At 62.2% G+C, this 19,651-nt stretch carries 16 protein-coding genes; 5 read left to right on the forward strand and 11 right to left on the reverse strand.

The genetic code is table 11. The features are described 5' to 3' along the window. Nucleotides 1–204 precede the first annotated feature (204 nt). The 7 genes from BRAO375_RS35755 to BRAO375_RS27655 form a co-directional block, all read right to left on the reverse strand. Nucleotides 205–1,527, reverse strand: coding sequence for a polysaccharide biosynthesis protein (locus BRAO375_RS35755; protein ID WP_009030729.1), 1,323 nt, complete (start codon nt 1,525–1,527; stop codon nt 205–207). Nucleotides 1,528–1,567: 40 nt separating this feature from the next. Further along, entirely contained in the window at nt 1,568–2,365 is a 798-nt protein-coding gene (locus BRAO375_RS35760; RefSeq protein WP_009030730.1) for a Crp/Fnr family transcriptional regulator, read from the reverse strand. Nucleotides 2,366–2,940: 575 nt separating this feature from the next. Next, nucleotides 2,941–3,627, reverse strand: a complete 687-nt coding sequence (locus BRAO375_RS27630; RefSeq protein WP_009030731.1) for a Crp/Fnr family transcriptional regulator — start codon at nt 3,625–3,627, stop codon at nt 2,941–2,943. A gap of 65 nt (nt 3,628–3,692) precedes the next feature. Beyond that, nucleotides 3,693–4,898, reverse strand: a complete 1,206-nt coding sequence (locus BRAO375_RS35765) for an acyltransferase family protein (protein WP_175345377.1) — start codon at nt 4,896–4,898, stop codon at nt 3,693–3,695. Between the two features lie 14 nt (nt 4,899–4,912). After that, nucleotides 4,913–6,061 carry a glycosyltransferase gene (locus tag BRAO375_RS27640; protein ID WP_009030733.1) on the reverse strand — a complete coding sequence of 383 codons (1,149 nt, stop codon included), beginning with the start codon at nt 6,059–6,061 and terminating at the stop codon, nt 4,913–4,915. Between the two features lie 418 nt (nt 6,062–6,479). Next, nucleotides 6,480–7,418, reverse strand: a complete 939-nt coding sequence (locus BRAO375_RS27650; RefSeq protein ID WP_009030735.1) for a glycosyltransferase family 2 protein — start codon at nt 7,416–7,418, stop codon at nt 6,480–6,482. Nucleotides 7,419–7,469: 51 nt separating this feature from the next. Next, complete coding sequence (locus tag BRAO375_RS27655) at nt 7,470–8,174, reverse strand: sugar transferase (protein ID WP_009030736.1); 705 nt, start codon at nt 8,172–8,174, stop codon at nt 7,470–7,472. A 273-nt stretch (nt 8,175–8,447) separates the two neighbouring features. On the opposite strand from BRAO375_RS27655, the gene BRAO375_RS27660 reads away from it, so the two are divergent. Further along, nucleotides 8,448–9,758: a hypothetical protein gene (locus BRAO375_RS27660; protein WP_009030737.1), complete on the forward strand. Its 1,311-nt coding sequence runs from the start codon at nt 8,448–8,450 to the stop codon at nt 9,756–9,758. Nucleotides 9,759–9,769: 11 nt separating this feature from the next. On the opposite strand, the gene BRAO375_RS27665 is transcribed toward BRAO375_RS27660, so the two are convergent. Further along, complete coding sequence (locus BRAO375_RS27665) at nt 9,770–10,603, reverse strand: aldo/keto reductase (RefSeq protein ID WP_009030738.1); 834 nt, start codon at nt 10,601–10,603, stop codon at nt 9,770–9,772. Nucleotides 10,604–10,691: 88 nt separating this feature from the next. On the opposite strand from BRAO375_RS27665, the gene BRAO375_RS27670 reads away from it, so the two are divergent. Next, nucleotides 10,692–12,389, forward strand: coding sequence for a GMC oxidoreductase (locus BRAO375_RS27670; protein WP_009030739.1), 1,698 nt, complete (start codon nt 10,692–10,694; stop codon nt 12,387–12,389). 11 nt (nt 12,390–12,400) lie between these two features. Here the strand turns inward: BRAO375_RS27670 and BRAO375_RS27675 are convergent, their stop codons facing one another. Both BRAO375_RS27675 and BRAO375_RS27680 read right to left on the reverse strand, forming a co-directional pair. Beyond that, entirely contained in the window at nt 12,401–13,309 is a 909-nt protein-coding gene (locus BRAO375_RS27675; RefSeq protein ID WP_175345378.1) for a glycoside hydrolase family 26 protein, read from the reverse strand. A 103-nt stretch (nt 13,310–13,412) separates the two neighbouring features. Continuing rightward, nucleotides 13,413–14,657, reverse strand: coding sequence for a polysaccharide biosynthesis/export family protein (locus tag BRAO375_RS27680; protein WP_009030741.1), 1,245 nt, complete (start codon nt 14,655–14,657; stop codon nt 13,413–13,415). Between the two features lie 182 nt (nt 14,658–14,839). Here BRAO375_RS27680 and BRAO375_RS27685 point away from each other — a divergent pair, with 182 nt between their 5' ends. From BRAO375_RS27685 to BRAO375_RS35770, 3 genes are read left to right on the forward strand one after another with little or no spacing between them, the layout of a single operon-like run. After that, entirely contained in the window at nt 14,840–16,702 is a 1,863-nt protein-coding gene (locus BRAO375_RS27685) for a Wzz/FepE/Etk N-terminal domain-containing protein (RefSeq protein WP_083842552.1), read from the forward strand. A 48-nt stretch (nt 16,703–16,750) separates the two neighbouring features. Further along, nucleotides 16,751–17,761, forward strand: a complete 1,011-nt coding sequence (locus BRAO375_RS27690) for a Gfo/Idh/MocA family protein (RefSeq protein ID WP_175345379.1) — start codon at nt 16,751–16,753, stop codon at nt 17,759–17,761. Continuing rightward, complete coding sequence (locus tag BRAO375_RS35770) at nt 17,758–18,813, forward strand: NAD-dependent epimerase/dehydratase family protein (RefSeq protein WP_009030744.1); 1,056 nt, start codon at nt 17,758–17,760, stop codon at nt 18,811–18,813. The genes BRAO375_RS27690 and BRAO375_RS35770 overlap by 4 nt, the downstream gene beginning before the upstream one ends. Nucleotides 18,814–18,823: 10 nt before the next feature. Here BRAO375_RS35770 and BRAO375_RS27700 read toward each other — a convergent pair whose 3' ends face one another. Further along, on the reverse strand, nt 18,824–19,480 hold the full coding sequence (locus BRAO375_RS27700; RefSeq protein WP_175345380.1) for a Crp/Fnr family transcriptional regulator: 657 nt from the start codon (nt 19,478–19,480) through the stop codon (nt 18,824–18,826). Nucleotides 19,481–19,651: the final 171 nt, after the last annotated feature.

A 19,651-nucleotide genomic window follows, 5' to 3' on the forward strand; every position in this document is an offset into this window, starting at 1 on the left:
GCGCTGGGGCTGGGTCACCCGCCGGCGACCTGTGATGTGCCGATTGCGCTGGCCTCGTAGAGGCATGTTCTTGGGAGACTGACTGCCGCCATCCGAATTGGTGCAAGAAGCCATTCTGCGATCCCGGATGGGAGCGTGAAGATGGCGTCCGAACTGCGCGACGCACGCGCGGCATAGAATCATTGGGCCAATGAAGACCTCCACTCATGCCGTAGTGTTTTCCGGCATTGTCCTCGGCACCGGGCGCGATCGTCCGTAGACGAGAGCGGCCAATCCGGCACAGATCAGGAGCGCGAGAAAATCCCACAACAATCCAACCGGACCGGGCTTCAGCACCATGATTGTGCCCAGCGACACCGTCCCCGCCGCACCGACGATCTGAGCGAAGCGCCGGATCGCAACCGGGTCGCTCTGAAAGCTCATGAGCAGGCTTGCGGGCTGGTACAGGCCTGTCGCGATGATGATGAGAGCTGCAACCGGTCCCGCGCTTGCGGGAACGACGTTGTTGTGGCCGAGCAGCAGTGAAAACACCAACGGCGTGTCAAGCGCGACCACAGCGGCCGGTATCGCTGAGGCAAGGACGCAGAGCGCGACGAGCTGATGGAACAGGCGGTTTGCCGCAGCCGGATCGGATGCGACGACCAAGCGGCTGTGCTGCGGCAGGGCGATCTCGGCCAGCGTGCGCGATCCGGCCATGACGAGCCTCGCGACCTTCATGACGCTGTCGAAAATCACGAGCGTCGGACCCACGCCATAAGCGAAGGAAACCGCCGCATAGGGCACGTTGAGGACCATCAGGTCTGCGCAGCCCGAGAGCAATGAGGTGCGGGCGACATGAAACCGGCCTGTCCACGGGACCATGGCTTCGGTCAGCGCGCGGGTGCCGATTCTCTGGATGAGACGACTGAATGCGAATGCCGAGAAGATCGTCAGTGTGCTTGCCGCAAGCGCGGCGAACAGCAGAAAGCTGCCCGAAACCCAGAGCACGCCGAGCAAGATGAACTGGCAGCTCCGATGAAGGAGAGACCATCGGACGAACTTGCTCGACAGGTCGACCGCGAATGACGACGACTGCAGATCGAAAGCCCAGAAGTTCGTCATAAGGGCAAACAGCAGATAGAGCGCATTCGATATGGTGTAGGTCCCGCCCTGCCACAAGCTCATCAAGGCTGGAACGCCGAAGGATGCTGCAGCGATGACTCCCATCTGCGAGGCAAGCAGTAATTTCACATAGGACAGGGGAGCCTTGCCGACGGTGAAACTCTGGCGCAGTTCGGCGAACAGAACCCTGCCGACGACCTGGTCGAGCGGCTGAACGTAGACCGAGATCGCAGTCAGGAAGACCACGATTGCGTAGTCCTCGCGCGGTAGAACGCGCGAGAGGGTCAGAAGAAGAGCAAGCGAATAAAGAATGTTGGCCGCGGTGTTGGCTGAGTGCAGAACGCCGAAACTCTGCATCAGCCGTGTCAGGCGATAGCGCCCGGGCAAGGGCTGTACAGGACGGTCATCGGCGTCGATTTCCACCATACCGGAGCTTCCCCGTGGCAGGGCTCATCGCCACCATCCGCTAGTGGCGGCGGCAGGCTTGCTCGGCCATGTCACTGTGACGGGCGGGTTGGGCCGGACCCATCGGCGTTCGCCAGTCGGTGATCCCGTCATATTCGCACAGCGCCTCGAGCTGTCCTCGACGAATGACCTGCGTCCATCCGTTGGACATATCGGCGAGACCCGCCTCACGAAGCTGCTTGAGCATGCGGCTGACATGCACGACGCTCAGTCCGAGCGCGTCTGCCAGCATTTCCTGCGTGAGCGGAAGTGCGAACGCGCCATCATCGACAAGTCCGATGGCGGACAGGCGGTCGTGCATCTCGAGAATGAAGTGAGCCAGCCGCTGACAGGCATTCTGGCAACCGAGACGCCTGATCTGGTTGCGAATGTAGCCGAGCTGTTGGCGCGCCATCAGAAGTTCGAGGCGATCGAGATCATGCGGGCTGCCCATCCGGTCATCGGTCAAGGCCCTGCTCATTTCGACCAGATCGACCGAGGTGACCGCCAGAATCCCCTCAGGGGTCACGGGGCCAAGACAGCCGAACGGATCGAGCGGATCCCCTGGAAGGACGAAACCGAAAATCTGGCGACGTCCGTCAGCCAGATAGGCGTGACGAAGGGCCCAGCCGGACAGGAGGAAGCGAGACCCGCGGCCGAGGTCGCCTTGCTCGGCCAGAAGCGTTCCCTTCGCACGCCTCTCATATCGGGTCGCCAGTTTCCGGATGCGGCTTTGCTCGAGTTCCGTGAGATCAAAGGCGGAGCTGATCCGTCTTGTGAGCACATCGCCGACGACATCCCGACTCGACAACTGCGACATGATGCAACACCTCACTAGGACAATATGACCAGTTACCGCCTCACCTGACGCCTCATCCCGGCTTTTGTTTCTATTTGCATTGCATTGCGAAACGACGTTCGGAGCAAGCCGCCGCTGAACGCGGCTCGCACTGACGGCTCACGGCGCTGTGGCCGAGAGCTCTGATCAGAAGGACGAGACGTCGTCTCGCGAAATCGTCCGCGAGAGGTTTCATATGTTAACAGCACGACGCAGTCAGTGATCGCGACTGCGCAATTGAAGGGCGTTCTGCTGCAACAATGGTCATCAACAATAAGGTCTGTCGCAAGCGGCGTAGCTCGCTGCTAGGTTGTCCAGAACGGCGGTTGGTCATGAAAGCACCTCCGGCAGCGGATCAGATCCGAAATGTCGCCCGAGCGAAGTTGGACCAGAATAGAGTTTCCGCGCAATGCGCGTCGCGAATCCCTGGAGCTCAGACCAGGTACAGACGGACCCGCCGCATCGCGCGCAACTCAGAACGGCCTCGGGCGTCAGCTCCTCTGGAGGAGTCAAAGCCGAGCCGTTACACGTTCGACACCGATAGCGAGGAGGCGTCATCATTGGTCAGACCTCAGGTGGCCGAGAGCGGCCACCGGCGCATAGGTACCAGCTGCCGCCTTCTCCAGGCGTTGACGATCCACCACCAGGACGCATCGCCGCTTCGATCGGATGATCTGCTGACCCTCAAGAAGATGAAGCACCGCGGTCACCCCTGCGCGATTCGCTCCAACCTTCCTGGCCAATTCGTCCTGGGTGATGGATATCTCGTCGCCCAGACTGCGATCGTGGTGAATGAGGATGCCACGAGCGACGCGGGCCTCAAGCGAACCGAACGTCGTCGCGACGACGGCGTTGTAGGACTGCAACAAAGCCTGGTGAATGTAGAACAACATCCGGCTTCTCAGGACCGGAGTTTGAGGCAGAAGTTGTATCAGAACGCTTGCTGCGACCCGACGTCCCCGTCCGTCGGTCTGCATGATGCAGTTGTTGGTGTCCGCTGCGACGCCGAGCAGGATGCAGGCACCGACTACGCCCTCCGCGCCGACGACGGCAACCTCAACCGGTCGCATGCTTCCCGTCGACATCACCGATGCCCAGCCTTCGTCGAGGAAAACGGCGTGAATGATCGGCTGGTGCTTTTCAATCAACCGCTCGTTTGCACGCAGCTTGACCGGATGGAGTACGGGACCGAGCGCGTCCAATTCATGGCCAGGGAGCTTGTCGAGTAGCGCATTGCGCGACATTGGTGACGATCTCTGCCCGGTCGTCAGAGACGGCTCTGAATTCTGGAGGGTGGGCGCAGGTCGGTTCATTGCGTCTCCGGAGTGACGCCGACGACAGAACCCGGGCGGACGAGCCCGGCAGTCGTGTGCGACTTCGATCGCTGGAGCCGAGATTGATCGCGCAATTGTAGAAATGGTCGCTCCACCGCCCAGGAGAGCGCGACGGCGGCGCAGATCACGATGACGAGACAGAGGATGAGACTGCCCGCAGTTACCATTGCCGACACATAGGGGGGAAGCGCTGCCGTCGACCAGTCCGAAGCGAGCACGCCGTGACGCGCGGCGATCGCGGCGAGGCGCTGCGGGATGTCAGATGGGACATAGTCGTTGATCAGATAGATCGCGTAGCTGAGCCGGCCCATTGCGGCGATCGCCGACAGTTCGAGCACGGACACGAGCGAATTGGTCTGTCCGGAGATCACGTTTGCCAGGACGAAGAGGGCGACGGCGCCGCCAATCACGTAGGACAACTGCAACGCGACAGGATGTGCCGAAAGCAAGGGCGTGGTCGTCGCAGAAAGGACCAGGAAAACCGCGAGAGCCGTCCAGCCCGCTGGTCCTCGGTCGAGTCCCGCGTGAACCATCCATGGGCCTAGGCGATCGAACAGCAGATAGAGCGCTCCACCAGCCGCGAGCAGGCCGACGTTGACGAAACTATCGATATAAATCCGAAATGGGTCGACGCCTTGCGCGGTCAGTATGATCCTCTGCAGGCAAGAGACGGCGATGATCAGGAGGCAAAGCGGCAGCGCCGACCGCCGCGCCGTCAGGAGGAGCAGGGGCGCCGCCAGGAGATAGAACTGCTCCTCGACGGCAAGGCTCCAGAAATGCGCCCAGGTGGTGTGGAATTGCTCCATATTGTGAGAGAGATAGATATTGGACAGATGGAGCGCATAATAGATCGTGCCGTGAAGCTCGCGGCTCGATAGGACATAGTAGAAGCTGATCAGGATCAGAACGGCATAATACGCCGGAAAGATTCGAAGCGCGCGCCTGCGCCAGAAGGACAGCAGCTCCGAAAGTCGGCTGGACCGACCCGCTTCGATCCGTTGCTGCGCGGCATGAAGCTGCCCGATGATGAGATAGCCGCTGAGCAGAAAGAACAGCCAAACCCCATAGAAGCCCATCCGTGAGTCGGTGCCGTACTCGGTCTTGTGCATCACGAGCACGAGTGCCACGGCGATGGCGCGCAAGCCATCCAGGCCGCGGATGCGATGCTTGGCGTCAGGCATGGTCGCGGTCCCCATCATGTCGCGCGCCTGACGGTTGAAAGCGGCTGCCAGGTCTGGAAGCGATCGCCACGCAGTGATCGCCAGACGCCGACGCCGGGTCCAAGGAGACCGAGAAACATCGATCGCAGCTGCGCGACTAGGCGACTATTTCCGAACGCGATATAGGCCGAGAGCGCCATGGCCGCGAACAGGAGCGCCATGAAGTATTGGATCGGGACGGCGAGGAACATCGCCCAGGCGAAGAACGTCGCGAACAGGCCCAGATTGTAGATCGTGAGCCATTTCAACAGGCGGTGCGACACATAGCCATAGAGGATCGCGTTGGACGAGGTCACGGCTGGCCAGATCAGGCGATGGACATTGAAGGCCTGACAGGCGATGCGGATCTTGCGTCTGAATTCCTCGCGGTTGTCCGATGCCGTGCGTTCGAATGCCAGCGCCTGTGGCTCGCGCACCACGCGATAGCCGGCCAGCAGGATCCGCATGCTGATATAGAAATCGTCGATGATATCTGGTGGAACCGGCTGATGAAGTGCGCGACGGATCGCGAACAGCGAACCATCGGCGCCGATGATGCCGATCGTGTCGCTTTCGAGCTGCTTGATGCCTTCTTCGATCCGCCAGTACAGGCTTCCAGCCGATGCCGCCGCTGTTTCGGAACCGTTGGTGTAGAGCAGGTGTCCGCAGACGCAGCCGATGCGAGCGTCCCTGAAACGCGCGCCAATCCTCACGAGCGCGAGATGGTCGATCTCGACATTGGCGTCCGTGAACACCAGGAGGTCGGCAGTCGTCCGACCGACGAGTTCGTTCAGCCCGTGCGACTTTCCATGCCGCTCCGTTCCGACCACGAGCGTGATCTGATCACGATAGGTCGACAGAAGGTCGGCGGTGCGATCGGTCGCGGCATCGACATAGATCAGGATCTGGCACTCTGCCACGGTCGACTTCAGCTCGAGAAGATTGGCAATTTTCCGGACGATGATCGCTTCCTCGTTGAAGGCTGACATGCAGATCGCGAAGCTGGGCTCCCGGGCAGAGGAAGGCATGTCGCGCGCAGGGCCGCGCAGATATCGGACCAGCCGCAGGCTGAGCGGATAGGTCACGAATGGGTGCTGCGCAAGCACGAGAAACAGCAGTGAAAGCGCCAAGGCCGTGAGGATCATCGAGGTTCCATCCAACTAACAATTGCGGATCGGGGTCATCTCAGATAGGCAAGGAACCGCGCCATGGATCGTCCATAGCACTGGTGACTGATCGCTTCGGTCGAGCCCCGGAGAAGGCCAATGTTGTTCTTGCTCGCCGTATTCGCGGTTGTCAGCGGTGCAGCCTTGTCCAGGCTGTCATATGCGGCGCTCGTGGCGGCAGGCGCCGTCAGCTTGATGCTGTGGGCTGCGCTTCTGGCTTTTGGCGGATGGAGCGCCGGCGCTGTCATTGGATTTTGTGCGCTCGGCCTCGCGCTGCAGCAGGCGGCGTACCTCGCGACTCTAAAGTGCGATTGGACGGGCGCGGATCGGAAGTCTGTCCCGACCTCAACGGGTCCCCGTCCTGACCGACCGTGCTGAACCGATGTGAGGGCGGCGGTCATTTCCAGACCTGTCCGCCGCACGCTCGGATGTAGCTGATCGCCCCGTCTCCGATCGGCGATCGGCGGCCACGGTTTTGATGGACCCAGCCGACGAACTGCCAGAGCGAGCGGGCCACATTGATCCGGCCCTTGTTGAGGATGAAGACATAGAGCGAGAAGCCGAGCAGATTGATCGGAAGATAGGCCAAGGGCATGTATTTCCATGAGATGATCATCTTGTTGGTCAGACGCATCTCTTCGACCGTGCGGGTCGGAAGCCGGCCGCCGGGATCGTTGTATTCGTCGATCCAGATGTCCGGCTGGTAGATGATCTCGAAGCCGGCCTCGATGACGCGATAAGCGTAATCGATTTCCTCCAGGCCATAGAAGTAGTCGTCCGACATGCGGCCGATCGCGGCGAAGGCGTCGCGGCGCATGGCAAAGCCATTACCCTGGAAACGGAATGTCTTGAATGGACGGTCCTGGGGCAGGCTCTTGTCGGTGTGCGGAAACGCTTCGCGCGGTGTCCGTCCTGTCTTGGCGTCGATGTGCCGGGCGGTCACGATCGCGGCGTCCGGATGATCCGCGAAACTCTGCCGATATCGCGACAGCGCGTCCGGCGGATTGAGCAGGGCATCGTCGTCCACGAAAACGATGAAGCGCCCGGTCGCGACCGCAGCGCCGTCATTGCGCGCGGACACGCCCTTATTGATGCCAAGCTTCAAGTATTGATGGTGTGTAAATGAGGCGAGCATCGGTGAACGATCGACCTCGTCGGGATTATTATCCACAAGGATATATTCGACATCCGTGCGGCCAGCTGCGACCTGCGCGAGTTGGCGAATGGAGCGCTGCAAAATGTTGTCACGCTTATACGTGACGGTGACGATCGAGAATTCGAGCGGCTCTGCCTCGTGTTGGATCGCGGTACGATCGATGTGCGATAAATCGCCCATGCAAAGAAGCCTTATCCGGTAAAAAACGGAACTTCAGACGCAAATACTGCGCTAGCAGCTTCCCTCGCGCCGCACGACGACGACGACGGTCTTGCAAATGATCCAGCAGTCGCGCATGACCGACCATTCGCGCGCGTAGGCGTGATCGAGCGCAACGCGCTGTTCGTAGGCGCAGTTACTGCGGCCGCTCACCTGCCAGAGGCCAGTAATGCCCGGGCGGCACGAGCGGTACGAGCCGAACACCTCTCCATAGCGCTCGATTTCGGCAGCGACGATTGGCCGTGGTCCCACGATGCTCATCGATCCCGCGAGCACGTTGATCAGTTGCGGCAGCTCATCGAGGCTTGACGACCGAAGCACGCGGCCGAGCGGCGTGACCCGCGGGTCATGGCGCAATTTGCGCTCGGCCTCCCATTCGGCCCGCGCCTCGGGAAACTCGGCAAAGTGCCTGGCCAGGACCTCGTCGCCATTGCTGACCATGGTCTTGAACTTCAAACAACGGAACGATCTGCCACGGAAGCCGATACGCTCGTGACCGAAGATCGGACTGTCTCCGGTGCTCAGCCTGATGAACGCCGCGACCATGATCAGGAGAGGCGTCAGGATCAGCAGAGCGGATACCGCAATCAGGATGTCCATGAGGCGTTTGAAGTCGCCTCCGGTCGGGAACTCGGCATTGCTGCCGACGGTACTGTCGAGCAGGGCAGGTACGAATGAAGTATGCGGTGCGCTCACGGCGGTATGATCGGGACCCATTCATCAACTCCAAATTGGTGCATCGCGTGGAGCCGTTGGCGTTGTCCCCGAAACGCCTGTGTTCCCCTGGTGTTGTCGACCCACGTCACGCGCTGCAATGCGAAGGCATCGTAGTCGGTCCGGTCCTCGATCCCTTAGCCAAAGTTAATTCGGTTTGGACAATCCTAGTGAAGGTCGCGCCATTCGCACCCCGCGTAAGCTGCTCTTTCAGAGGTCGGCTCCAGTGAGCCGGCACCGACGGGCGCACGATGATTGCGCCGGGGATAGACCACTATGCATGGCAGTCTTGCTGCGGTTTCAGCGGATCAGGTCAAATTATCGCCCCTTGCAGACGAGCGGCGCACGGTCGACCTGCTCGCGCTCGAGTTCGCGGTGATCGTCTTGACGCAGAAGATCGCGGTCCCGCTCGGAAGCGGGGACAGCCAGGTCGCAGTGGCACTGCTCATCCATTGGGCGACGCTGGCGGGATTGGTCGTCGCGGGACGAGCCCGAATTGATCCGATGCGGCTGCTGCTGTTCTGTATCGTATCGATCACTGCGCTCGCGGCTCAAATCGGAAGGATGACGGACAGCTACTCGATGCCATCCTTGGCGTTGATGCTGATCACGTTGTCGCTGCTGGTGGTCGTGGTGCCGTTGCACCGCGTAAGCTACCTGAGGCTGCTGAAGTACTTTGCGTCCCTCACCGCCTTGGTCGGTGCGGTCGTGCTGCTCGACTGGCTGACCCAGTTCGTGGGTCTTGGTATGCCCAATCTCGAGGACGTCATCCCCGAGCCCTACAGATACCTGGAATATGTCTACGTCCAACCGCTGCGATGGGATTCGCCCTGGTTGAAGCCCAACGGTCTGTTCTTTCTCGAGGCGTCGCACGCGTCCCAATTCCTTGCGATGGGGCTGGTGGTGGAACTCGCCTTTTTCAGGCGGCCATGGCGGATCGCGCTGAATGCTGCTGCGCTCGTCCTGACGTTCGGTGGAACCGGGCTGATCATCGTGGCTGTGGCACTTCCATTTCTGATCAGAGAGGTGCCGCCCGGCCGGCTCATCACGCTGGCTGTGCTCGCGGCGATCGCGCTTGTGACAGCAGATGCCATGGGGCTTCTGTCTGCCTTCACCGACCGTGCAGTGGAGTTCGATCAATCCAATTCAAGCGCGTACAACCGCTTCATCATGCCGGTGGAACGGTTCCTCGCCTTTCTGCACGACGAGCCGACGCGTTTGTTCGCGGGGAGCGGAGCCGGCACGATGCCGAAGGCGGTGAACAATCTGGCGCAGCTGACGTTCGGCCTGACTTGGCCACCTTACGTCAAGATGGCGGTCGAGTACGGGCTGCTCGCGTTCATCTGCTGGATCGGCTTCATCGTCTACGCCATGTTCGGAGGAGGCGCGCCGTTCATCGTGTGCTGGATTGCTTTCGTGCAGTACCAGTTTTTGAACGGCTCGTTGAATGTTCCCGTTCACACCGTCTACTGTTGGCTTCTGGCCGCCGGCTATCTCATCTCCGCTGACCGCGGCGGCAGGAGGCTTCCTGTTCTGTCGCAATCGCCGTCGTCGCCAACCATCGCTGGTGAGGCGATCTCGAGGTGAGGCGTGGTCGCTCATTGAACTGCGCGCGCAAGCTCCGTCAGGTGAGCGGGCCGGCTGGTGCCGGCGACCACGCAAGCGATGTCGCCCGGCTGCAGCACCTCCGATACCGCGTCCGCGGGTGCCAGAGTCGGTCGCAGCGCGATGGCCTCGCGAGCGATGATGCCGATCCGTCGGCTCGTGATCTGCTGCCAGAGTTCGGCCCTTCGGCAGGTGTCGATGAGATCGACGGGCAGTTCGAGCAGCGAAAGCCCGTCGAACGCCAGCGCCGCTGTCAGGCTCGCGATGTCATCGCACGACACGCCGTAATATCGGATCTTTCCGTCGCGGCGGAACCGCTGCAGCTGCTGTTCGAGATTGGCGGCGGCGAGCTGATCGGACGACGGGCTGTGGAGGAGCAGCGCGTCGAGGGTCTCTATCTGCAATCGACGCAGCGAGCCGTGCAGGGCTGTCTCGAGATAAGCTGGATCAAAATTGGCGCGCATGTTGTCGCCACGGCGTGCCGAGACGGTGCGCCGCGCGCCAGCCGATTGCGCGATCAGCGAGCGCAGCATCGGCTTGAGGGGGCGCAGGGCGCGCATCTTCAGCGAGAAGCGCTTGCCGATCTTAGAGATGATGAACGGCCGCTGACCGCTGCGCTTGAGCAGCCTGCCCAGCGTAAGTTCGCTGTCCCCTTGACCATAGACGTCGGCGGTATCGAATACGTTGATGCCGAGTTCGAGCGCGAGCTCGACGGTCCGGTGGATCTGTTGCGAAGGCGTCGCGTTTCCGAGCGAGCCGATGCGGCTGCACCCGAGCCCGAGCACGGACAGCCGCTCTTGCTCCGGGCCGAAATAGCTGAACCGCATGCGTTCTCCTTTACGAGATCTATCGAGCCAACCATAGGTGCGCGTGTCGCCACTGCCTTAACTCATGTTGTCAAAGGACGTCTCGGCAATGATCGTCGATAGTTCAATCCTCAGTCGCCACGATCAATCCTTTGATCTGATCGTGATCGGCGGCGGCGCGGCTGGTCTGACCCTGGCCCAGGCGGTCGGCAGCAAGGGCTTGCGTGTGCTATTGCTCGAAGCTGGAGGACCGCGCGAGACGCGCGAAGGACGCGCGGCGCTGTCAGGCGAGCTGGCGGCGCCCGCGGTTCATCCGGCGCTGGATCTCTATCGGACGCGGGCTCTGGGCGGAACGAGCCGACTCTGGGGAGGGCGATGCATCCCGCTCGACCGCATCGACTTCGATCGCCGGGACTGGATCGGCAAGTCGGGTTGGCCTGTAGGCTATGAGGAGATTGCGGCCTATTATCCAGCAGCAATGACCGCGGCCGAAGCCGGCGCGAACGAGTTCGATCCTGCCAGCGTGTTCGCCGGTTCACGATCCGAACTGGCCGCCGGGCTCGACGGTGACCTGGTCAGGACGACGATCGAACGCTTCAGCCGGCCGACGGATTTCTGGCGGAGGTTCGGCATCGAGCTCGCATCGTCCAACCGGATCTATGTGCTGCCCCATACCAGATTGCTTTCCATTCGGCTGACTTCGAATGGCTCGGTCGTCGAGAAGCTTGTTGTGGCCGATAGAGCCGGCCGCCAATTCCTTGTCCGCGCGTCCACCTATGTTCTCGCGCTCGGCGGCCTGGAGGCGACGCGCGTGCTGCTGGCGTCGCGCGACGTCAAGCCGGGCGGGATCGGTAATGATTTCGATCAGCTCGGTCGCTATTACATGAGCCACTTTTGCGCCAATGGCGGAACGTTGGACATGTCGTCATCACCGGCCGCGCTCGCGTTCGACTATCAGCGGGACAGTGAGGGAATCTATCTTCGGCGGCGACTTTGGCTGACCGAGACGTCTCAGCGGCTGTTCCGCTTGCCGAACATCACCTTCCGAACGCACCTGCCGGATCCAGGCGATCCCGCGCACCGCAATGCGATTCTCTCCGCGATGTTCCTGTCGAAGTCGTTCGTGCAGAAGGAATATGCGGCCAAGTTCAGCGAAGGCATGATCACGCGGGTCGACTATCTCAGGCACGCCAGGAACATTGCCGTGCAGCCCGCGGCGCTGTCGCGGTTTGCCGCGATGTGGCTGAGGCGGCGCATCCTGACGCGACGCAAGCTACCGTCCGTGGTGCTGGCGTCGGCGGATCATCGCTACCCGCTCGAATTTCATGCCGAGCAACTGCCCAACTCGGATAGCCGGGTCACGCTGTCTGAGCGTCGCGACGCCGACGATGTTCCCCGTCTCAAGGTGGACTGGCGGGTGCTCGATGCGGATGTCGAGGGGATCGTCCGCGCGCACCGCCTGTTGAAACGCGAGGTCGAGCGCACCGGAATCGGCCATCTGTCGGTCGATGAAGCGGCGCTGTCGTCGTGCATCCGCGACCGCAGCATTGTCGGGGGGCATCACATCGGGACGACGCGGATGTCCGTTACGCCGCAGCATGGCGTCGTCGATCCCGATTGTCGCGTGCACGGCGTCGACAATCTGTTCATCGCGTCAAGTTCTGTGATGCCTACCTCAGGGCAGGCGAACCCGACATTGACGATCCTCGCCCTTGCCTTGCGGCTGGCCGACCACCTGCACATGCGCAGCCGGTCGACCGCTGCAGGGTCGGTGGACACGAGCCGCCGAGCGGCTGCGCTACGCTAGCATGGGCGCGATCAGGGGCGCGCCGCGGCGTCTGGCCCGAATTGCTTGACGAACTCGGCTGCGGCGCGCGGAAACTGCCCATTGGACAGCATCGTGTTGAACTCAGGTGACGGATTGTCCCAGTAGCTTTGATACAGCGGTTTGTTGGCGGCAAACCAGCTCGCCATGCCGCGGATGAACACCGGGTTGTCGGCGCCGCCCGTGCCGTGCGGATTCCTTCCCGTGCCCCATTCGGAAAATGCGATCTGTTTGCGGTGCTGCGCGGCGAACGTCTTCTGCCACTCGAGCCCGAACGGCTGATAGACATATTTGGTCCAGCGAGATGTCGGGTCGCGGTCGAGCGGCGTCCAGGACTCGTCGTAGACGTCCATTCCGATGACATCGACGACATCGTCGCCTGGATAGGCCTCGGTGGGATCCATCTGGTGCCGGCCGTGGTTCGGACACCATTCGAAGCTGAATCGTTGTGACGGGGTTTCCCGCATCAGGCCCACGATCCGACGGAAATACGTGACGAATGCCGCGGGGTCTTTCGCAGCCGACCAGGGCTGCCAGTCACCGTTGAACTCCCACCCGATCCGGATCGTGGCGTCATCTCGTCCATGTGCGACCAGGGTCCGTGCGACGCGCCGGAACGTCTCGTCATACTTGCCTGCGGCCCCCTCCGCCAACGTCGCCGAGCGGTCGCGCGTCAGCATGGGCACGGACAGCGTCAGCTTGACCGGCACCCCGTCCCAGCAGCCGATCACCCAGTCGATGCTGGACTCGAGATCGGCCCAGGTCCGCTGATCGAGCGCGTCCACCGTCCGCTCGACCTTGCGGCCGGCGAACTGCTCGAAACCTGGAAGCCGCTTGGCGCCGTCACAGCCGGCGCCGACGTAGGCGCCGAACTCCGTGGCCTCGGCGGAAGGCGCCGCCACTGTGCCAAACAAGGCAAAGAGTGCAAGTCCGAGACAGAAGCCGTGACGCTTCGTCGTCGATAGGAAAAGGATCATCAGGACGGAAGACTTTCTGACGGAGGCATCATTGGACAGGCCGGTCGTCAAGGTCCAGGCTCAGCACGATGTCCACGACGTCAGCCGGCTCGAGGCGCGTGTCGAGGGTCGATGCCAGCGAACGGCCTTCCCTGACGATCTTGATCTTTGTCTCGGTGGTGCCCTGTCGTCCGAGAGATTTCCGCATGCCGACATAGCTCAACTTGTCGCCCGCGACGCGGATGTCAGACCGCAATGTCTCCAGGCTGATGTTGGCGTCACCAAGCTCCCGCAGCAGCTTCGCCTGTCGCGCATTCTCGACCTTGCCGATTTCCCAGGATCCCTTTTCTAGGTCAGTCTTGGCCCGCTCCAACTCGACCGCGGACTGCAGCGATTGGATCGAGGACAGCAGGACGATGCGCCTGGCATCGGCCATGCGGGTGTTGGGAGCGAGGCCCTTCTTGAAGGTGTCCTGGATCCGCGCATATTCGTCCTGGTCGGCCTGCATGCCCTCGGTTTCGGATTGGCTGCGCTGGGCCATCATGTTGCGGCTTTCCTGCAGGCGGTCCTGCAGCCGGACGAGATGGTTGCGCTGCATGTCGTGATCGGTCTGATCGATCCTGAGCTGCGCGTTCTCGATCTGGGCGATGGTCGATAAGGCCGCTGCCGGCAATGGGACGGCGGCAAGCTCCTTGTCTTCGTTCTCGACGGCCTGTCCGAGCTCGAGCTTCAGACGCCGGACACGCGCGAGTCCCTTTGCATAGTCGAGCCAAGCCGTCGTGTATTTGCCCTGCAGATCGGCGGACTGCAGGATGGGGTCCTCGATCCGCGACCGCAGCAGATCGTAGCCACCCGCGAGACTAAGCGCCTGGCGCACCGTCAGTCCCGGCCGGTATGGCTGGCTGCCCGGCTTCGATACATCACCATTGACATACACCGGACGATACTCGGCAATCGTAACCACGATCTCGTCGCCCCCGATCACGTCGCGCTCGATCTTGTTGTAACCACGCTGACGAAACTCGCGCTGCGACAGTACTCCCGCCAGTTTCGTCCGAAGATCGGACAAGGTCAGACCGGCGGCGGCGATCGTGCCGGCCAAAGGCAAGGTCAGGTTGCCGTCGATGTCCACGGCCGATTTCTGCTTCAGGTCGGGCACGCCTGCGACCGAGAAGTCGATGACATCACCCGGCGAAATCTTGTAGTCGGCCCACACCGGCGTCGCGTGCAGAGCCCCGGCCACCAAGATCGCGGCGAAGCTCAGACCTCTCAAGCGGGTTTGGTATGGACGCATCCAACCTCCTGAAGAGTGGCCGCGGGCGTGCTGCGTCCACGCGGACAACGATGCGTCAGCATGCGTGATAAGTCCGCCGCGCGACTTATCAAATGATGGCACGGGGCGCCTAAAAATGGGCGATGGAGAGCACGGCCGTCCTTGCTGATTTTTGCTGAGTACCGTGCAAACCCGGTGATGCCTTGAACATCGAAAGTCGCTCCCATCTCTTCAGCTATCCCATACGGGACGCTGTCCGTAGCTCGCAATGGGATCTGCGCGCGTTCGTGGCGCTGTTATCCCGTCGCCGGGCGCTTTTCATCACGATGATTGGCGCTGCCCTCGCTGCGGGATTGTTGTTTGCTCTCCTGGCGACGCCGGTGTTTACCGCGGAAGGCACGGTGCAGGTCGATCCGCTGCGCTCGCTGCAGCCGGCCGGGGCGATGCGGGCGGGCTCTCAGGAGACCTTGTCTCTCGATCTCGCCGCAGTCGACTCGCAGGTCGAAAAGCTGAAATCGGAGCAGCTGGCGCGGGACGTGATCACGCAGCTCGGGCTGGCCACAAATCCCGACCTCGTCGCTGAGAGCGCGGTTTCGCGCGCTTTTGCGACGCTACGAGCGATGCTGCGGCCTGCGCCGGCCGTGAACGGCGATATTCCCGCCGCGACCGTTCGTGAATTCCAGAACCGGCTGGACGTGCGGCGCGTGCGCGAGACCTACATGATATCGCTGCGCTTCTCGTCGACGTCGCCCAGGCTCGCCGCCACCGTGGTGAACACGCTGATGCAGACGCATCTCGATCGTGAGCGCGACGCCCGGCGCAGGTCGATCCAGTCCGAGATCGATTGGATGGACGACCGGCTCGCGCGTCTGCGCAACGACATCGCCGCGGCCGACGAGGCCTTGAAGCAGGCGACGCTCCGCGGCGCCCAGCGGCAGGAGACGAGCAAGCTTGAGCAGCAAGCTGCAGCCAACCGATCGGTGTACGAACATCTGCTCGACCGCTACACGACATCGGTCCAGCAGCTGTCGTTTCCGTACCAGCAGACCACGATCGTGACCGGCGCGCGGGTTCCGCAGGAGCAGAGTTTTCCAAAACTGTCCATCGTCTTACTGCTGAGCGGACTGTGCGGCCTGCTGCTCAGCCTCGCTCTCATCGCCTATCGTGAGCTGAGCAATAATGGCTTTCGTTCGGCTCGACAGGCCGAGGCATCCTTGGGCGTGCCGGTGATCGGTCTGGTGCCGAAGCGCCAGCGGGCGTCCGCTCGCATCAGCCGCGCAGGTACATCGAGGACCCCGTTGGATCAGCTGCGACCTCTGTGGTCGAATGCAAGGTTGAGCCGTCGCGAAAGGCCGTGTACGTCGATGTCGCTGGATAATTTCGGCGACTGCCGGTACGTGCTCGACAAGCCGATGTCCCGCTTCACCGAAGGTCTGCGCAACGCGAAGGTCGGCGTCGATCGGTCTGTACCGCGAGAGGATCGCGGACGGGCTGTCGGGTTCACCTCGGCGCTTCCAGGCGAAGGAAGCGCCGTCATCGCCGGCAACTTCGCCCATTTGGCTGCGGCGTGCGGCAAGCGGACGCTCCTGATTGATGCAGATCTCCGAACCGCCGCGCTGACGGCCGCCATCGTGAATGATGGAGCGCGCAGTCTGACCGATGTCCTATCCGGACGCGCGACTCTGGCCGATGCGACCTATATGATCACCGATGATCTGGCCTTCATCGGCGCGGGGGATCCGTCGCGATCCGCCCTGTCGCGGTGCGCGGTCGAAACTCCCGATATTCACGGTCTGATCGAGCGTGCAACTGCGCTGTACGACTATGTCATCGTCAACCTGCCTGCGGTGGCGCCACTGGCCGATTTGCGTACTCTAGCCCCGGCGCTCGATGCGGTCGCACTCATCGTCCGCTGCGAAACGACACCCCAGCAATCCGTGCGCGACGCCATCGGAGTGCTGGTCAGCGCGCCAGTGCGGCTTGCAGGGGTCATCCTGGCTGATGCGGATCTTGAGGAGTACGGCGTCCGGTCCGCCAGTCGTACTGAATGCCTGTTTGAAGAATGAATTTCGAAGGCGTCCAGATATCGCAAGATGGCGCCCATGAGGTTGCAGATGAGTAATGTCCAGATTGCCATGATCGGCTGCGGCGCCATCGCCGACCAGTACTACTTTCCGGCGCTCGCAGCCGACAAGGCGCTGCGGGCGGCGACCTGGATCGTGGATCCGTCGCCGGAGAGCCGAAGTCGGGCGATCCGCAAGTTCGGCTTTGCGGAGGCGCAGCAACTGTCATCGTCGGCGGATCTGCCTGACTCCATCAGTCTTGCGATCAATGCGACGCCGAGCCATCTGCACGTGACCACGACCATGCCGCTGATCGCACGGGGCATCAACGTCATTGTCGAGAAGCCGTTCGCGGAGTTCTCCGACCAGGCGCTGTCGATGGTCGACGCTGCCACCGGGAAATGTCTGCTCTCCGTCAATCAATACCGGCGTCTCGCGCCGTCTTATGCGAAGGTGCGCGCGCTTATCGAGAATGACGAGATCGGTGAGATCAGGCGGATCAGCTGGTCGGAAGGACACAAGTTCGATTGGCCGACGCAATCCGGGTTCTACTTCCGCCGTCCGTGGGGCACGGGTCGTCCGCGCGGCGCGCTTCTTGACATCGGGGTGCATGTCCTGGACCAGATCTGCTGGTGGATCGAGGACACGCCCACGCCGCTGTCGGTCGTCATGGACGGCTATGGCGGTCCCGAAGCGTTCGTCCTGGCAAAAATGGCCAGCGGCAACATCGAGATTGATCTCGGGATCAGCTTTCACGGCAAGCTCGCCAACAGCTTCGTAATTGAGGGAAGTAAGGGCACGATTAAGGGGTCGACGCATGATTATGCGAGGATGGAGCTGAAGACCGGCAAGGGCGGGTGGCGATCGATTCCGGCTGTGGGCGCGACCGGATGGCCGGCGATGGCAACGCGCCTGGTCACGAACGTGACCGAGACCATTGCGGGCCGCGACAAGCTGCTCGTCGCCGCCGCTGACGTCATCCCGTCCCTCGTCGCAATCGACTCGCTCTATGCTGCGGCAACCGAACTGTGGCCGGACAGCTACAAGGAGTGGATGGCATGATGCCGCGGGTCCTGGTCACGGGAGCCGGCGGGTTCGTCGGCGGGTGGATGGCCGAAGCGTTTCATTTGCAGGGCTGGGCGGAGGTACGGGCCGGGATCAGCCGATGGTCGAGCGCCGCACGGATCGCCCGGTTTCCGATCGAGATCGTCGAATGCGACGTCATGAACGAGACGTCGATGATGGCCGCGCTGGAAGGCTGCGACTACGTCGTCCATTGTGCGCGCGGGCGAGGTGATGACAACACTGTTACCGTCGAAGGGACGCGCCTTCTGTTGCGCTGCGCGGAAGCGCAGGGCGTGAAGAAGCTCATCTACATGAGCTCCGTCGCGGTCTATGGTGCCGCCGTCGGCGCGATCGACGAAGACACCCGCCCCGTGCTACCCATCACGCAATATGGCCAGGGCAAGCGCGAGGCGGAGGAAATATGCCGTGCAGCCGCGCATCCCGGTTTTTGCATCGCCGCCATCCGGCCGACGCTCATCTACGGTCCGTTCAGCGAGCAGTGGACCATTCCCTACATTCAGCGTCTGGTGTCCGGACGCTGGCGGGCGCTGGGACGCGCGGGCGAGGGGCGATGCAATCTGGTCTATGTCGGCGATCTGGTGCGGCTCGCTCGTTTCCTGATCGACAGCGACTTCGGCAGCTATGATGTGTTCAACGCCAACGGGCCGGAGATCCCGACCTGGAATTCCTATCTCGAGCGCCTCAATGCGGAGCTCGACCTGCCGCCCTTGGCGCCGCCGGACCGCGCCTTGGGTCTGCGCGTCGCGATGCGCGTGCCCGTTCGCAAGCTCGGAAAATATCTGCTGGCGAACCACAAGAGCCTCGTCAGCGCGGTCGCTCAGCGGAGCCCGCAACTGAAATCGGCGATGCTGAAGACAGAAGCGGATCTCCGGTTGATGCCGAACGCCGACGAGATCGAGCGTTTCGCCACCGAGGTGACCTATTCCAACGCGAGGGCAGCGGGCCTGGGCTTCGCGCCGACCACGTCCGTGGACCGCGGCATTGCACTGACGGTGGATTGGGCGCGGCAGCTCCGCTTCGTGACGTGAGGCCAGCCGGTCACTCGGAATATTCCGACAGCTGCTCCAGCCGCTTCCGGTTCAAGATCTGCAGCTTGCCCCCGGTCTGTTGCACGAGCCCCGCCGAGCGCAGCTGCTTCATCACCCGATTGACGTGGACGACGCTCAGTCCCAGCGCATCGGCCAGCATTTCCTGCGTCAGAGGAAACTCATATCGTCCGTCCGACGTCAGGCCGACCCGCATCAGCCGCGAGTGCAGTTCGAGGAGGAGATGCGCCATCCGCTGCACGGCGCTGTGACAGCCGAGACGGATCATCTGATTGCGATAGAATTGCAGGTGGTCGCGCGCGACCGTGAGGTTGAACCGCTCGATGACATCGAGCAAGCGTGCCGACCGCGGGCCGCCAATATGGGTTACGTCGACGATTTCGACCGGCGTAATCGCCACGATTCCGTCGGACACCGGCTCTCCGAGGTAGCTGAACGGCGCGAGAGGATCCCCGGGGATCAGGAAGCCTGAGATCTGCCGTCGGCCGTCGGCCAGGAACTCCTGCCGAAGCGCCCATCCGGAAGCAAGGAAGCTCGATCTCCTGTGCTCGCCATCTTCCGCGATCAGTGAGCCCTTCTCGCGGAGCTCGCTGCCTGCCGTCCGGATCTGCTGTTGCTCATCGTCACTCAGCGCGACAACGGCTGACATGCCTTTCAGCAGGGTCTCTCGTCGACGAATCGACAGGTCGTGGGCCGCACGCATACAAAGCCTCTCACGCACTGTGAACAGGTCATCAAACGACGCTCTGACCTCATGTTGCTACAGGCTCAATGATCATTCCGCACGTACATGTGTTAATGGGTCGGCACGTGCGGTGAC

The organism is Bradyrhizobium sp. ORS 375, from assembly GCF_000239775.1.
Lineage (GTDB): Bacteria > Pseudomonadota > Alphaproteobacteria > Rhizobiales > Xanthobacteraceae > Bradyrhizobium.

Coding starts and splice junctions, on each gene's coding strand:
- BRAO375_RS27660 (WP_009030737.1), top strand. CDS start 8,448: ATGCATGGCAGTCTTGCTGCGGTTTCAGCGGATCAGGTCAAATTATCG.
- BRAO375_RS27670 (WP_009030739.1), top strand. CDS start 10,692: ATGATCGTCGATAGTTCAATCCTCAGTCGCCACGATCAATCCTTTGAT.
- BRAO375_RS27680 (WP_009030741.1), bottom strand. CDS start 14,657: ATGCGTCCATACCAAACCCGCTTGAGAGGTCTGAGCTTCGCCGCGATC.
- BRAO375_RS27650 (WP_009030735.1), bottom strand. CDS start 7,418: ATGGGCGATTTATCGCACATCGATCGTACCGCGATCCAACACGAGGCA.
- BRAO375_RS27640 (WP_009030733.1), bottom strand. CDS start 6,061: ATGATCCTCACGGCCTTGGCGCTTTCACTGCTGTTTCTCGTGCTTGCG.
- BRAO375_RS27655 (WP_009030736.1), bottom strand. CDS start 8,174: ATGGGTCCCGATCATACCGCCGTGAGCGCACCGCATACTTCATTCGTA.
- BRAO375_RS27665 (WP_009030738.1), bottom strand. CDS start 10,603: ATGCGGTTCAGCTATTTCGGCCCGGAGCAAGAGCGGCTGTCCGTGCTC.
- BRAO375_RS35770 (WP_009030744.1), top strand. CDS start 17,758: ATGATGCCGCGGGTCCTGGTCACGGGAGCCGGCGGGTTCGTCGGCGGG.
- BRAO375_RS35755 (WP_009030729.1), bottom strand. CDS start 1,527: ATGGTGGAAATCGACGCCGATGACCGTCCTGTACAGCCCTTGCCCGGG.
- BRAO375_RS27630 (WP_009030731.1), bottom strand. CDS start 3,627: ATGTCGCGCAATGCGCTACTCGACAAGCTCCCTGGCCATGAATTGGAC.
- BRAO375_RS35760 (WP_009030730.1), bottom strand. CDS start 2,365: ATGTCGCAGTTGTCGAGTCGGGATGTCGTCGGCGATGTGCTCACAAGA.
- BRAO375_RS27690 (WP_175345379.1), top strand. CDS start 16,751: ATGAGTAATGTCCAGATTGCCATGATCGGCTGCGGCGCCATCGCCGAC.
- BRAO375_RS35765 (WP_175345377.1), bottom strand. CDS start 4,898: ATGCCTGACGCCAAGCATCGCATCCGCGGCCTGGATGGCTTGCGCGCC.
- BRAO375_RS27700 (WP_175345380.1), bottom strand. CDS start 19,480: ATGTCAGCCGTTGTCGCGCTGAGTGACGATGAGCAACAGCAGATCCGG.